The 15,368-nt window shown below is 35.0% G+C and carries 14 protein-coding genes; 7 read left to right on the top strand and 7 right to left on the bottom strand.

Translation table 11 applies throughout. The features are described 5' to 3' along the window. Nucleotides 1–5: 5 nt before the first annotated feature. The gene (locus GAPWK_RS02850) at nucleotides 6–1,634 is read left to right on the top strand and encodes an ATP-dependent nuclease (RefSeq protein WP_025314784.1); all 1,629 of its coding nucleotides are present in this window, start codon (nucleotides 6–8) and stop codon (nucleotides 1,632–1,634) included. Nucleotides 1,635–1,811: 177 nt separating this feature from the next. Here GAPWK_RS02850 and ettA read toward each other — a convergent pair whose 3' ends face one another. Both ettA and nfsB read right to left on the bottom strand, forming a co-directional pair. Beyond that, nucleotides 1,812–3,479, bottom strand: coding sequence for an energy-dependent translational throttle protein EttA (gene ettA, locus GAPWK_RS02845; protein ID WP_025314783.1), 1,668 nt, complete (start codon nucleotides 3,477–3,479; stop codon nucleotides 1,812–1,814). Nucleotides 3,480–3,733: 254 nt separating this feature from the next. Then, entirely contained in the window at nucleotides 3,734–4,378 is a 645-nt protein-coding gene (gene nfsB, locus GAPWK_RS02840; RefSeq protein WP_025314782.1) for an oxygen-insensitive NAD(P)H nitroreductase, read from the bottom strand. A 605-nt stretch (nucleotides 4,379–4,983) separates the two neighbouring features. Here nfsB and leuA point away from each other — a divergent pair. The 5 genes from leuA (at nucleotide 4,984) to GAPWK_RS02815 (ending at nucleotide 10,655) form a co-directional block, all read left to right on the top strand. Further along, the gene (leuA, locus tag GAPWK_RS02835; protein ID WP_025314781.1) at nucleotides 4,984–6,531 is read left to right on the top strand and encodes a 2-isopropylmalate synthase; all 1,548 of its coding nucleotides are present in this window, start codon (nucleotides 4,984–4,986) and stop codon (nucleotides 6,529–6,531) included. Nucleotides 6,532–6,593: 62 nt separating this feature from the next. After that, nucleotides 6,594–7,673, top strand: a complete 1,080-nt coding sequence (leuB, locus tag GAPWK_RS02830) for a 3-isopropylmalate dehydrogenase (RefSeq protein WP_025314780.1) — start codon at nucleotides 6,594–6,596, stop codon at nucleotides 7,671–7,673. A 158-nt stretch (nucleotides 7,674–7,831) separates the two neighbouring features. Further along, on the top strand, nucleotides 7,832–9,232 hold the full coding sequence (gene leuC, locus GAPWK_RS02825) for a 3-isopropylmalate dehydratase large subunit (protein WP_025314779.1): 1,401 nt from the start codon (nucleotides 7,832–7,834) through the stop codon (nucleotides 9,230–9,232). An 11-nt stretch (nucleotides 9,233–9,243) separates the two neighbouring features. Beyond that, nucleotides 9,244–9,846, top strand: coding sequence for a 3-isopropylmalate dehydratase small subunit (gene leuD, locus GAPWK_RS02820; RefSeq protein ID WP_025314778.1), 603 nt, complete (start codon nucleotides 9,244–9,246; stop codon nucleotides 9,844–9,846). A gap of 38 nt (nucleotides 9,847–9,884) precedes the next feature. After that, nucleotides 9,885–10,655 (top strand): class I SAM-dependent methyltransferase, encoded by a 771-nt coding sequence (locus GAPWK_RS02815; protein ID WP_025314777.1) that lies wholly within the window; start codon nucleotides 9,885–9,887, stop codon nucleotides 10,653–10,655. 47 nt (nucleotides 10,656–10,702) lie between these two features. Here GAPWK_RS02815 and GAPWK_RS02810 read toward each other — a convergent pair whose 3' ends face one another. From GAPWK_RS02810 to lptC, 4 genes are read right to left on the bottom strand one after another with little or no spacing between them, the layout of a single operon-like run. Further along, a complete protein-coding gene (locus GAPWK_RS02810; protein WP_025314776.1) occupies nucleotides 10,703–12,118 on the bottom strand; it encodes an RNA polymerase factor sigma-54 in 1,416 nt (471 codons plus the stop codon). Beyond that, nucleotides 12,118–12,843, bottom strand: a complete 726-nt coding sequence (gene lptB / locus GAPWK_RS02805; RefSeq protein WP_025314775.1) for an LPS export ABC transporter ATP-binding protein — start codon at nucleotides 12,841–12,843, stop codon at nucleotides 12,118–12,120. The genes GAPWK_RS02810 and lptB overlap by 1 nt, the downstream gene beginning before the upstream one ends. A gap of 1 nt (nucleotide 12,844) precedes the next feature. Continuing rightward, on the bottom strand, nucleotides 12,845–13,423 hold the full coding sequence (lptA, locus tag GAPWK_RS02800) for a lipopolysaccharide transport periplasmic protein LptA (RefSeq protein ID WP_025314774.1): 579 nt from the start codon (nucleotides 13,421–13,423) through the stop codon (nucleotides 12,845–12,847). A 3-nt stretch (nucleotides 13,424–13,426) separates the two neighbouring features. Continuing rightward, nucleotides 13,427–13,990: an LPS export ABC transporter periplasmic protein LptC gene (lptC, locus tag GAPWK_RS02795; RefSeq protein WP_025314773.1), complete on the bottom strand. Its 564-nt coding sequence runs from the start codon at nucleotides 13,988–13,990 to the stop codon at nucleotides 13,427–13,429. 316 nt (nucleotides 13,991–14,306) lie between these two features. Here lptC and GAPWK_RS02790 point away from each other — a divergent pair, with 316 nt between their 5' ends. Then, complete coding sequence (locus GAPWK_RS02790) at nucleotides 14,307–14,897, top strand: CHAP domain-containing protein (protein ID WP_202961680.1); 591 nt, start codon at nucleotides 14,307–14,309, stop codon at nucleotides 14,895–14,897. A gap of 102 nt (nucleotides 14,898–14,999) precedes the next feature. On the opposite strand, the gene yccX is transcribed toward GAPWK_RS02790, so the two are convergent. After that, the gene (yccX, locus tag GAPWK_RS02785; protein WP_025314771.1) at nucleotides 15,000–15,278 is read right to left on the bottom strand and encodes an acylphosphatase; all 279 of its coding nucleotides are present in this window, start codon (nucleotides 15,276–15,278) and stop codon (nucleotides 15,000–15,002) included. Nucleotides 15,279–15,368 lie beyond the last annotated feature (90 nt).

Below are 15,368 nucleotides of genomic sequence, written 5' to 3'. Positions count from 1 at the left end.
ATACTATGTTTATTGAGCAAATTGATATTACAGGATTTCGGGGTATTAGTCAGTTATCTTTGAAATTTAACGCAATTTCAAGTGTACTAATTGGTGAAAACCGTTGGGGACGATCAAGTTTAATTAGTGCACTAACATTATTATCCCTTAACAATAAGCTTTATCAATTTGTTGATACTGACTTTTATCATGACCAAAATCATGTTTATGGTGATCACATTAGCATCAAAATTACTTATTGCGAATCGGCCTTAAAAGAACTAGATAAACAAGCTTATCACTCACTCGTTCCTGTTAGTATTTATTCAGAACAAGATAAGTTGCGTCGCATTACTTACCATATTAGCGCCGATAAACAAGGTGATAATATTATCAGTGAGCATGTGCTGGTTAATGCAAATGGTGAGCCCTTTAATGTTGAAAATCATAAATTGTTGATTGCACATTTAATTGAACTCAACCCAGTAATGGCGCTAAAAAATACAATTAACAGTGATGATTTACCTATTACAAATCAACCCTTGTCGGAATATTTTGTTGAGGAGCTATCAAATCAGTTAAAAACACACTCTTCACAATTAAGCCAAAATGAATTACAGCGAGGTTTGCAAGCCGCTCGTTCGCTTTTGGAATATTATTTTGTCGATCAACAGCATCGTTATCACTATAAGCAAGTGGCAAAAAAAACAAGTCCACGCAGTGAAGACTGGGATTCACTGGAACGTATTAATAATATTTTAGATGATTTAAATGATGATTACTTACGCGCAACCTTGTTGGGGGTATTTGGGTCAATTATTAATGCTAAAGGCAATAGTGCCCTTTCACAAAGTTCAGTACCAATTTTAATTTTAGAAGAGCCTGAAAGCCAAATTCACCCTATCATCTTATCGGTTGGATTTCGGTTACTCAAGCATTTACCAACGCAAAAAATCATCACCTCTAATTCAAGTGATTTAGTGTCACTCTTTCCATTAGATACTATTTATCGCTTGATCCGCATGCCCGATAAAATTATCGCTAAATATATTACACCACATTCTTTTGGAACTGATGATAGTCGTCGTATTTTATTTCATATTTTTTATCGACGTGCCAGCGCCATATTTGCCCGTTGTTGGCTATTAGTGGAAGGAGAAACCGAAGTTTGGTTACTGCGAGAGCTCGCTGAACAGAGTGGTTATCATTTAAGTTCGGAAGGGGTACAGTTAATTGAATTTGCTCAATGCGGTTTAAAACCGTTGATAAAATATGCCAACCGAATGGGCATTCATTGGTATGTAATAACCGATGGAGATATGGCAGGTAAAAAATATGCTGATACAGTAAAATCACTATGTCCTGAAGGCAAAAATCCAAGTGATTATTTAACCGTATTGCCTGCGCGAGATATTGAAAACTTCTTGTTCAAACACGGTTTTAGTGATGTTTATAAATTGGCGGCGTATAATACGGTACAACACATTGATATGCCTGTACCTAAAATTATTCAAAAAGCCATCCATCGCACTTCTAAACCCGATTTAGCTATTGCTGTTTGTGATGATGCAAAAAACCGCGGTGTAAGTGCTATACCGCATTTGTTAACTGATACATTTGCCAAAATTGTTAAAGCATCAAAAGATTTTGCTTAATTGCTTGTTTAATACATATTATTAAATAGATTTGTTAATGGGGTAGATTGAATAATTATTTTAAGTAGCTATTCTAAATATAGCAATTTTAAATATAGCGGTTCTGACCAGATATTTTTTGTTTTTTGATTATCCGCCGAATTATGACCGGCGGATAAGCTTTATCAACAATATCAACTATTTCGTAATACGTTTGTATTTAGCACGTTTTGGTTCGACAGCTTCTGCACCTAACGTACGTTTTTTCCAATCTTCATATTCAGTAAAGTTACCTTCAAAAAACTCAACATGTCCTTCATCTTGGTAATCCAAAATATGAGTGGCAATACGGTCAAGGAACCAGCGGTCATGCGAAATAACTAAAGCACAGCCCGGAAACTCTAATAACGCATTTTCGAGCGCACGCAATGTTTCAACATCTAGGTCATTGGTCGGTTCATCAAGCAATAACACATTGCCACCAACTTGTAATAATTTGGCTAAATGTACTCGCCCGCGTTCACCACCTGAAAGCTCACCAACGCGTTTTTGCTGATCAACACCTTTAAAATTAAAACGACCAACATAAGCGCGGCTTGGAATTTCGAAATTACCGATACGCATAATATCTTGTCCATTGGAAATTTCATCCCAAACGGTTTTCTTATCATCCATGCTATCGCGGAACTGATCAACCGACGCTAATTGTACTGTATCACCTAAAGTGATAGTACCTGAATCTGGTTGCTCTTTACCTGATAACATTCTAAATAGTGTTGATTTACCCGCACCATTTGGACCAATAATCCCCACAATTGCCCCTTTTGGAATAGTGAATGAAAGATTATCAATCAGTACCCGATCACCATAAGATTTACTTAAATTGCTTACTTCGATAACTTTGTCACCTAAACGTTGTCCAGGTGGAATAAAGAGTTCGTTTGTTTCGTTACGTTTTTGGTAATCGTTGCTGTTTAGCTCTTCAAATCTTGCTAAACGGGCTTTACTTTTCGCTTGTCGACCTTTTGGATTTTGTCTTACCCATTCAAGCTCTTTTTCAATCGATTTACGACGTGCTGATTCGGTTGCCGCTTCTTGTGCTAAGCGCTGGTCTTTTTGTTCAAGCCAAGATGAATAGTTACCTTCCCATGGAATACCCTCACCACGGTCAAGCTCTAAGATCCATCCCGCAACATTATCTAAGAAGTAACGGTCATGAGTTACTGCAACAACAGTTCCTTCATAGTCATGAAGAAATCGTTCAAGCCAAGCTACAGATTCAGCATCCAAATGGTTAGTTGGTTCATCAATTAATAACATGTCTGGTTTTTCAAGCAATAATTGACATATAGCAACACGACGACGCTCACCACCTGATAAATTTTCAATTTTGGCATCCCAATCAGGTAAGCGTAAGGCATCGGCTGCACGCTCTAATTGATTATCTAAATTGTGGGCATCTTGCGATTGAATAATTGCTTCAAGCTCTGCCTGTTCTTTGGCTAATTTATCAAAATCTGCATCAGGATCAGCATAAGCTGCATAAACTTCATCTAGTCGAGCGAGTGCTTTTTTTGCATCACCAACAGCCTGTTCAATCGCCTCTCGTACGGTTTGCTTAGGATCGAGCTTAGGTTCTTGAGGTAAATAACCGATTTTAATATCAGGTTGTGGGCGAGCTTCGCCTTCAATCTCAGTATCCACACCCGCCATAATGCGTAATAATGTAGATTTACCTGCACCATTTAAACCTAATACCCCAATTTTGGCACCTGGAAAAAAACTTAAAGAGATATCTTTTAAAATATAGCGTTTAGGAGGAACAATCTTCCCTACGCGATTCATGGTATAAACATATTGCGCCATAAAACATTATCCATTTAGTTAATTAAAACTAGCAACCTATTGTATTGCTATGTGATTGATGGCGTATATTGTAATGATTCTATCTGTATGGTCTAGGGTTATTTTTTTATAATGACAAATTTATACCAGAACAACAACAAACGATCGAAGATATATTTTTAAAATCTGACAATTATTTTCAAAAATAGTACCTATCTTTTTAATTTATCCCACCTGTTATTAGGTGGGATAATTATATTGCTCTGTTTTATCATTTATAAAAAAGTGAAAATCTGTTCTTTTGGTAGGCGTGATTTAGGACGATGCGCATTACCGTCATTTTCAGATCGATAACCTAGAGTCGCTATCACTAAACTTTTTAATCCTTTGGCTTTTAAATCTAAAATCTCATCCATTTTTTCACTATCAAATCCTTCAACAGCTGTTGAATCTATACCAATAGCGGCAGCTGCAAAAAGCAATTGTCCTAAAGCAAGATAGGCTTGTTTACCCTCCCAACATTGCTGAGATTGAGGTGTTGAGCTATTTAAATTAACAAAATAACGTCTACCTTGATCTTGAGCGTCCTTTAATTCCGCAGTTGGTATGCGCCCATCATTTTCTTCTTGCTTTAATAAATTAACCAAATGCGCTTCATCTAATGGCGTTTTAATACAAAAAACAATAGTGTGCGATGAGTCTGTGACTCGAGGTTGATTAAACTCAGTAATTGCCGGTAAAATTTTATTTTTAACGGGATCATTATCAATCACAAAAAAATGCCATGGCTGAGAATTGACTGATGATGGACTGTTTCTTAAAACCGTTAACAATTGTTCAAACTTCTCTTTAGGGATTTTTTTTGTTTTATCATAATGTTTAGTTGTATAGCGGTTTTGGGAAATCTCAACAATATTCATATTATAACTCCATCTTAATGATTGTTAATGAAAGGTAACTTAAAGAGTTTAAAAATTAGATTAATTAGATACTCTTGTCAAATTTATGATTCGGACAAAATATGAATTAACAACAGCATTGGAGATGTTTTTAATAAACATTAATTGATATTGTGCACACATTTAACTCAATTACAATATAATTGTTGCTTAAATGATATTTCTTTATAACTTTACATAAAAAATTTATTAAATTGAAAAACTATTATCGCTAATAATAATGAACAATTTTTCTTAACATATACCGAATTTTTACCCAATAATTAGTATGTTAAAATGAAAAATCTATAAATATTACTCTTGACATTCAAATTATTATTTGATAAAACTAATGACAGTATTTTAACCAATTTAAATTACATAATTAGAGAATTTTAATGATTAAATCAATTTACCTTCTGCTCACTCTCCTCCTCGCATCTGATTGCGCGGATACCTTGTGTGTGGAGTAAAGATAATTTATTAAATAACTCACTAATTAACAAGAACCCGCGCTAAAGTGCGGGTTTTTTGTTTTCTTAACTTGAAATATCGCAATAGCGCTAGAATATAAAAAGGATAGAACAATGAGCGATCAAGTCATTATTTTTGACACAACATTACGCGATGGTGAACAAGCCTTGCAAGCAAGTTTAAGTGTTAAAGAAAAATTACAAATAGCGCTTGCGTTAGAAAGAATGCATGTTGATGTTATGGAAGTTGGTTTTCCTATTTCATCTCCTGGCGATTTTGAATCGGTGCAAACCATTGCAAAAACAATTAAAGATAGCCGTGTTTGTGCACTATCTCGTTGTATTGACAAAGATATTGATGTTGCAGCAGAAGCTTTAAAAGTTGCCGATCAATTTCGAATTCATACTTTTATGGCAACTTCAACCTTACATGTGCAAGACAAATTAAAAATGACATTTGAAGATGTCATTGACAGGGCTGTGCACTGTATTAAACGTGCACGTAATTATACTAATGATGTGGAGTTTTCTTGTGAAGATGCAGGCCGTACCCCAATTGATAACTTATGTCGGATTGTTGAAGCAGCAATTCAAGCAGGGGCAACAACGATCAATATTCCAGATACTGTCGGTTATACTGTCCCTTATCAATTTGGTGGCATTATTCGTACCTTATTTGAACGTGTCCCGAACATTGATAAAGCGATTATCTCTGTTCATTGTCATGATGACTTGGGCATGTCAGTGGCTAACTCGATTAGCGCGATTCAAGAAGGCGCTAGGCAAATTGAAGGCGCGATGAATGGTTTAGGTGAACGCGCAGGCAACACAGCCTTAGAAGAAGTTATTATGGCGATTAAAGTTCGTCAAAATATTTTAAATGTTCACACTAATATTAATCATCAAGAAATATATCGTACTAGCCAAATCGTAAGCCAAATTACTAATACCCCAATACCGCCTAATAAGGCGGTTATTGGTAGTAATGCTTTTGCACACTCATCTGGGATTCATCAAGATGGTATATTAAAAAATCGCGAAACCTATGAAATCATGACACCTGAATCAATTGGATTAAATCAAATTCAATTGAATCTAACTTCACGCTCAGGAAGAGCCGCTGTGAAGCATCGTTTAGAAGAACTAGGCTATCATGATAAAGATTATAAATTAGATCAAGTATATGAAGCATTTCTAGAACTTGCCGATAAAAAAGGCCAAGTGTTTGACTATGACCTTGAAGCACTTATTTTTATCAATCAACTAAAAGATGAAAAAGAACATTATGTTTTGGATTATTTCAATGTTCAATCTGGTTCAACAGTTGTATCAACAGCTTCGGTTAGCTTATTAGTTGGAGATAAAAAATTTTCCGATGCAGCTACCGGAAATGGTCCTGTTGATGCTGTATATCAAGCAATAAATCGAATTACTAATGAACCTATAGCAATTGTTAAATATCAACTAGCTTCCAAAGGACAAGGCGAAAATGCCTTAGGTCAAGTTGATATTGTTGCTGAATATAAAGGGCGCAAATTCCATGGTGTAGGATTAGCGACCGATATTGTTCACGCATCGGCATTAGCATTAATTAATGTTTTAAATAATGTTTATCGAGCAAATCAAGTTGCACAAGAAAAGCAAAAATTACACCTTGTTTAATATTATTTTGTTATTTAAGAAACAAAGTAAATCAATACATTAAATTGTTAAGGAATAAGAACATGACACAAAGTTACCATATTGCAGTACTACCCGGCGACGGTATTGGTCCAGAAGTAATGAAACAAGCTTATAAAGTACTTGAAGTCATCCGCAAAAAATATAATTTAGCTATAACAACCAGTGAATATGATGTTGGTGGAGCTGCAATTGATATTCATGGCTGCCCCTTACCCAAAGACACTTTAGAAGGCTGCGAAAAAGCCGATGCAATTTTATTCGGTTCAGTAGGTGGACCTAAATGGACTAATCTACCGCCAGATCAACAACCAGAGCGCGGAGCATTATTACCTTTACGTAAACATTTTAAATTATTTGCCAATATGCGTCCTGCCCGTTTATATCAAGGTTTAGAGGAGCTTTGTCCATTACGTGCTGATATTGCAGAACGTGGATTTGATATTTTGTGTATGCGCGAATTAACTGGTGGCATCTATTTTGGTTTACCTAAAGGACGTGAAGGCAGTGGGGCTCAGGAAAAAGCTTTTGATACTGAAGTATATCACCGCTTCGAAATTGAGCGTATTGCTAAAATGGGCTTTGAAGCTGCACGTTTACGTCGTAAAAAAGTGACTTCTGTTGATAAAGCCAATGTACTACAAACCTCAATTTTATGGCGTGAAGTTGTGACAGAAGTGGCAAAAAATTATCCTGATGTTACTCTTGAACATATGTATATTGACAACGCCACTATGCAATTAGTAAAAGATCCTTCACAATTTGATGTAATTTTGTGTTCTAATTTATTTGGTGATATTTTATCGGATGAATGCGCAATGATTACTGGTTCTATGGGAATGCTACCATCTGCGAGTCTTAATGAGCAAGGTTTTGGATTATACGAACCTGCTGGCGGTAGTGCACCAGATATTGCAGGTAAAAATATTGCTAACCCTGCGGCACAAATCTTGTCGTTAGCATTGTTAGTACGTTACAGCTTAAAACGAGATGATATTGCAACAGCAATTGAAACCGCCGTTAATCAAGCATTAGAAAAAGGCTATCGTACAATTGATCTTGCCCAAAAACAGCAATCTATTTCAACCGATGAAATGGGTGATATTATTTGTAAACTTATTTAATAGTTTTTGATCAATCCAATTAAGGGATATTTGAGTATTAATAATTCATAAATCTATAGTATCCCTTTTAGGTTTTAGTGATTATTTAACTGTTAGAGAATGATGTATGTTAGCTAAATTTTTAGTACCAGTTATAAGAAATAACAAGGAAAACAGCAATGTCAAAAACACTGTATCAAAAATTGTATGATGCACATGTCGTTTACGAAGCGCCAAATGAGACGCCTATCTTATATATCGACCGGCACTTAGTTCATGAAGTTACCTCCCCGCAAGCGTTTGATGGTTTGCGAGCCATGAATCGTAAAGTACGTCAGCCAAATAAAACCTTTGCGACAATGGATCATAATACTTCCACTAAAAGTAATGAGCTTAGCGCTTGTAGTGAAATGGCTCGAATTCAATTAACAGAACTAGATAAAAATGCCAAAGAATTTGGGGTTTCATTATATGGTTTACAAAGCCCATTACGTGGTATTGTCCATGTTGTAGGACCTGAACAAGGGATGACTTTACCAGGCATGACAATTGTATGTGGTGACTCCCATACTGCTACACACGGAGCTTTTGGTGCATTGGCTTTTGGTATTGGTACTTCGGAAGTAGAACATGTGTTAGCAACTCAAACGCTAAAACAGGGTCGAGCCAAGACCATGAAGATTGAAGTTAAAGGACATGTGGCCGATGGTATTACTGCAAAAGATATCATTTTAGCAATTATTGGTAAAACAACTAGTGCTGGTGGTACTGGCCATGTGGTTGAGTTTTGTGGTGAAGCAATAAAAGCCTTATCTATGGAAGGCCGTATGACATTATGTAATATGGCAATTGAAATGGGCGCAAAAGCAGGTATTATCGCACCTGATGAAGTAACTTTTGAATATTTGAAAGGTCGTCAATTTTCGCCAAAAGGTGAAGATTTCGACAAAGCAGTTGCTTACTGGAAAACATTAAAAACAGATGAAGGTGCCCATTTTGATACCATTGTAACTTTAGAAGGTAAAGACATTGCGCCACAAGTAACATGGGGTACTAACCCAGGTCAAGTAACTTCGATCGATGCTCAAGTACCAAATCCTAATGATATTAATGACCCTATCGAGAAACATTCAGCAGAACGTGCTTTAGCTTACATGGGATTAACAGCTGGCACAAAAATGTCGGACATAAAAATTAATAAAGTATTCATAGGTTCATGTACTAATTCACGTATTGAAGATTTACGTGCTGCGGCTCAAATTGCTAAAGGTCGTAAAGTTGCCGATGGTGTGCAAGCATTAGTCGTTCCAGGTTCAGGGCCTGTTCGAGAGCAAGCCGAAGCTGAGGGTTTAGATAAAATCTTTATTGAAGCTGGTTTTGAATGGCGTTTACCGGGCTGTTCAATGTGTTTAGCGATGAATGATGATAAATTGGCACCAGGCGACCGCTGTGCATCAACCAGTAACCGTAATTTTGAAGGTCGTCAAGGTCGTGATGCCCGTACACATTTAGTCAGTCCTGCTATGGCAGCAGCGGCAGCTATTACCGGTCATTTTACTGATATTCGTAAATCATTTTAAGGAGGCTCGTCATGGCTAAATTTACTAAACATACCGGACTAGTCGTACCTTTAGATGCGGCTAATGTTGATACTGATGCAATTATCCCTAAGCAGTTCTTACAAAAAGTAACCCGTACTGGCTTTGGTAAACATGCATTTCATGAATGGCGTTTTTTAGATGATGCCGGTCAGCAACCAAATCCCGATTTTGTATTGAACAAACCACGTTATAAAGGTGCCAGTATTTTATTAGCACGCGAAAATTTTGGTTGTGGTTCATCACGTGAACATGCACCATGGGCACTTGCGGATTATGGTTTTAAAACCATCATAGGTTCAAGTTTTGCAGATATTTTTTATAATAACTCGTTTAATAATCAGTTGCTGTTAGTTAATCTATCAGAAGATGATATTGATGAATTATTCAAAATTGTTGAGGCTAACGAAGGGATCGAATTTACCATCGATCTGGTTAACGAAGTTGTGATTGCAGGCGAAAAACAATATTCATTTAAAATTGATGCGTTTAAACGTCACTGTTTATTAAATGGCTTGGATAATATTGGATTAACCTTACAGCATGAAGATGCTATCAGCTCATTTGAAAACAAAATCCCAACCTTTTTAGCTTAATCGTTTTAAGGCGCCCTTTTGGCGCCTAACAATGGAAAATCGCCATGGCAACACATCATGATCACGTAAAACAACAATTTGGTGAACAAGCCAACGCCTATCTAACCAGTAAAGTTCACGCCCAAGGTCCCGATCTGCAATATTTATCTAACTTGCTTGCTAACTATCCTGATGCTCAATTACTTGATATGGGCTGTGGTGCTGGTCATGTTAGTTTTATTGCTGCACAGCACGTAAAACATGTTATCGCTTATGATCTATCCGATGAAATGTTATCTGTCGTTTCTCAAACAGCTAAAGAAAGAGGTTTAAATAATCTAACCACTGTGCAAGGTTATGCCGAACAACAACCTTTTGCTGATAGTCAATTTGATATTGTCGCAAGTCGCTATTCCGCACATCATTGGCACGATGTGGGTAAAAGTTTATGTGAACTACATAGGATTACTAAACCTAATGGCAAATTGATAATTATGGATGTGGTATCTCCCGGACATCCAGTATTAGATATCTGGTTACAAACTATTGAAGCCTTGCGTGATACATCACATGTTCGTGACTATACACCGGGTGAATGGTTAACTTTTTTGACCGAGGCAGGTTTTACTATCAATAATATTGCTCGCCATCGTTTAACACTCTCTTTTGATACATGGGTTAAACGCATGCGCACACCGACTCGATTAGTGGAAGCAATTAGAGCCTATCAAGTAACGGCTGCTAGTGATACACAAAACTATTTTGAACTGCAACCTGATGGCTCATTTACTACTGATATGATGGTTATTGAAACCAGTAAAATTGTTTGATTTCTCAATCCAAATGGTTATATAACAGCTTTGTAATTAGTCTATGCTCAAAGCTGTTTTCGCTGACTCGATGGTGGAATGGACAAAGCTTCGCGGTATTTGGCCACGGTCCTTCGAGCGATAATAATCCCTTGTTTTTCTAACATTGAAACTAATTTACTGTCGCTCAATGGTTTTTTACTGTCTTCTGCGGATATATATTTTTTAATTAAAGCTCGAATAGCAGTAGACGATGCTTCGCCCCCAGATTCAGTATTAACATGGCTTGAAAAAAAGAATTTTAATTCAAATATTCCAGCTGGGCACTGTAAATATTTTTGAGTAGTTACACGAGAAATCGTAGATTCATGCATATCAATCGCTGTAGCCACATCAGACAGAATCATTGGTTTCATATATTCTGCACCATGCTCGAAAAACTCTTGTTGATGTTCAACTATAAATTGGCTAACTTTCAACAAGGTTTCGTTACGATTTTCAATACTTTTAATAAACCAATTGGCATCTTGCAAATGTGATTTTATGTATTGACTATCGCTTTGACTAGCAATTTTTTCCATAGCTGCATATTGCTGGTTGATGCGCAAATTCGGTATCGTGTCATTATTTAGTTCAACAATCCATCGCCCATTCATTTTTTTGACTACCACATCTGGGATCACATAATCAGGCGGAGTGGTATTTACCGAATCACCCGGATAAGGTTGTAAGTGTTGAATAAAATCGATGGACTCTTTAAGTTGTTCATCTGTTGCATTCAACATTTTTTTTAATGTTCGATAATCGCGAACCGCTAATAAATCAAGATAATTATCAATAATCTGTTTAACAAATATTGGTGGAGTCAAATATTGAATTTGGATAGATAAACACTCTTGCAATGTTCTGGCACCAACGCCGATTGGATCAAAATGCCAAATTCGTTTTAAAACGGTTTCAACTTCTTCAAGTTCAATCTCATCGTTACCTTGTTCTTCTAGGATTTCATCCAGTGAAACGGTCAAATAGCCTCTTTCATCGATAGCATCAATAATTGACACAGCAATGGCACGATCAATATCGCTAAAAGGAGTTAAATCAAGTTGCCACTTTAAATAATCATATAATGTTTCATGGGTTTCACCTTGGAAAACCGGTAATTCATCATTACGATAATCAGAATGAGTTCCAGAAGGTGTACCTGCTGTATAAATATCATCTAAAGAAGCATCAAGTGGAATATCGTCTGGAATTTCTCGGCTATCTAAGGCTTCACGAGTATCAACATTTTCATTTAACTCAATTTGTTCAATATTGACTTCATCATATTGATCTACAATCTCAAGTAATGGATTATTTTCAAGTGCTGTTTGAATTTCTTGTTGTAATTCTAACGTTGACAACTGCAACAATCGAATCGCTAGTTGAAGTTGAGGTGTCATTGACAACTGTTGGGAAATTTTCAGTTGTAAACTGGGTCTTATCATAATCTAAATTCATTTCCTAAGTAAACGCGTTTAACATATTCGTTACTTAAGATATCACTTGGTGTACCTTCAGCAATTAAATGTCCTTTATTCACAATATATGCACGTTCACAGACATCTAACGTTTCGCGCACATTGTGGTCCGTAATTAATACGCCAAGTCCTCTATCGCGTAAATGCTTAATGATATTTTTAATATCAATAACCGATATAGGATCAACCCCAGCAAAAGGTTCGTCAAGTAAAATAAATTTAGGGTTAGCCGCTAACGCCCTAGCAATTTCAACTCTGCGTCTTTCACCACCAGATAAAGATTGTCCGATACTGTCACGTATGTGGGTAATATGAAATTCTTCAAGGAGTTCTTCTGCTCGGGCAATTTTTTCGCTTTTATCAATATCATTGCGTGTTTCTAAAATGGCCATAATATTGTCAATAACCGAGAGTTTTCTAAAAATTGATGCTTCTTGCGGTAAATAACCAATTCCCTTTTGAGCTCGTTCATGTAAAGGCAATATGCTTATATCATGATCATCAAGAAATATTTTACCGGCATTTAAAGTCACAATACCGACAACCATATAAAAAGTGGTGGTTTTACCCGCACCATTAGGTCCTAATAAACCAACAATTTCACCTGAGTTTACAGTTAAACTGACATCTTCAACCACACGACGTTTCTTGTAAATTTTGGCTAAATTTTCCGCTTTTAAGATTGACATTTTATTTATTTATCTCTTTAACTTGACTTGCAATAATAGTGCTTTTTACTCGCCCTTTTTTAGGTTGAGCTAGTATCAACTGTTTTTTCACATTATAAGTAATAATTGAACTAACCACGTGATTATCCTGTTGAAATAATTCCGCATTATTGAGTAAGGTCACGGTATTTTTTTTAACATCATAGATAACTTGCCCTGAATGTCCTGTCACAACTTTATTATTTTGAGGTAATATTTGTTTAAAATTTACTGGATTACCATAAGCTGTAATTTTCTGTTTTGTAGAATCCTGCATATCAGTTACTATCACTTTATCAGCTAAAATAGTTAAACCATCTTGAGTTATTTGCACCTTACCGCTAAATGTTATGATATTTTTATCAATATCAATCTGTTGATTATTGGCATCTATCGTAATAGGTTTATTATTAATTAACATCTTGTTATCTGGCTGTTCTTCAGATGTTAATGTACTTGGCTGTTCTTCGGATGTTGATGTATTTGGCTCATCGGCAAAACAACCATATGAAATAAATAATATAAAAAATAATGGATAAATAAACCGTTTTTGCAATCTCATTTTTTATTGTGCCTCAGTGTTATAATAAGTTTTTATATTTTCAAGTATATTAGCGGTTTTTGTCCGTAAATTTCCAATTAATCCTTGCCCTGTTGAAAAAAAGCCAACTCCTTTAATAGTAACAAGATCTTTAGAGGTGACATTTTGGCTTGTTAAATCAATAATAGCATTATCTGTTAATACATGCTGTAATTGAGCATCAGTAGTTAAATTATCTAATTGAACATTTTGATTAAGATAAATCAGTTTATCATTAGTTAATGTCGCTGTTTGAGAGTGAATATTCCATGTAGCAGAATGCTCCCGATCATAAATAGTCAAATTTGGTAAATCAAATTCAGTATTATTTGATTCATCAAAATGTCTAACTTTAACTGATTCAATTTTGTAGATGATCTCTCCTGATATGTCATAAATATTCGTTATCATATTATCACTTTGATATATTGGTGTATCAGATAAGTTAATTGTTGACATTGAATCTGAGTCATCATCTTTCTGATAATTATAATAAACACCAACGACCACAATGATAATTAAGATATAGATTAAGTTTTTTTTATTCATAGCATATTTTTATCACACGAATAAGTTTAATCAATAACAAGGATAAATCGTTATCTTTAGGTTCTGTAATTTGGTTATTTTACTTTATTTTTTATTAAATTAATATCTGACATTAAAAGAAGTTAAGTAACCACAAGATAATAATTGAAAACATTGATAATTTACTTATATATTTTCTTTTTTACTATAAAACAGATGACATTTAATGGTAAAATTTAACACTTGTTTGGATCAACACATTTTTCTTTTTTAAGATACAAATATATCAAAATTATTAGATTAATGATGAAAAGATACGTAATAGGAACCACAAATTTTGTTAAGCTTTAAAAAAATTATTTTATCAATAATTATTTTATCAATATTATCAGGTTATGGTTTTTGTCGTGTTGTTTATGCTGATTCAAACGTTAATGAAAGTAAAATTGGCATGATTGTTGATGAATTTAATGGTGTTAAAGTTTATTATAACGGTGATATAGATCATGTAAGTGGTAGGAATGTAGCAAAAGACGGTTATAATTTAGGGCTGAAGTACCAGTGTGTTGAATTTATTAAACGCTACTATTACGAACGATTTAATCATAAAATGCCTGACAGTTATGGTCATGCTAAAGATTTTTTTGATGATTCAATAAAGGATGGAAGTCTAAATCCTAGACGGAATTTACTTCAGTTCCATAATGGTTCCTCCACTAAACCTCAAGTTGACGATATTATTGTATTAGGTTGGTCTAAATATGGTCATGTAGCCATCATCAGTGAAGTTACTGATAATAATATTGAGATCATTCAGCAAAATCCAGGCCCTACCGCTAGTAGTCGAGCTACTTTTCCATTAATTTATAAAGATGGATTATGGACAATAGATGCTTATCATGTTTTAGGTTATTTACGTAAGCGTTAAAAGCGAATTTTAGAATATTATATATTAGCTAACTTTATAACCATTATTTAGAAAACTGAGTTACTACTATTAAAATTCATAAGATTAACTTATTTATATATATTAATATCGGATATTAAAAGAAGATAAATCGTTTTCAGGTATTAATTCACAAATATCAATATTGTTAATACGAGCAGAAGCAGGCCCACCTTGGTTAAGCCATTGAGTAAAATTAGTTACTTGCAAACTGTCCCCTTGAACAAGAATTTCAACATCACCATTATCCAAATTTTTAACGTATCCAAATAAGCCAAATTTTTGCGCTTGTTGATAAGTAAAAAAACGAAATCCAACCCCTTGTACCCGTCCACTCACTTTAATTTTTACTTGTTTAATCATATTACAACCTTAACTATTTTGTTCAAAAAAACATTATAGCGTTATAACTATAACCAGTCATTTTATTAATTTTTTTAACTAAATAAGCTA

The sequence above is a fragment of the Gilliamella apicola genome (genome assembly GCF_000599985.1).
GTDB lineage: Bacteria > Pseudomonadota > Gammaproteobacteria > Enterobacterales > Orbaceae > Gilliamella > Gilliamella apicola.
The sequence above is the reverse complement of the archived record's forward strand: the minus strand, read 5'-3'. Positions and strand labels throughout refer to the sequence as shown.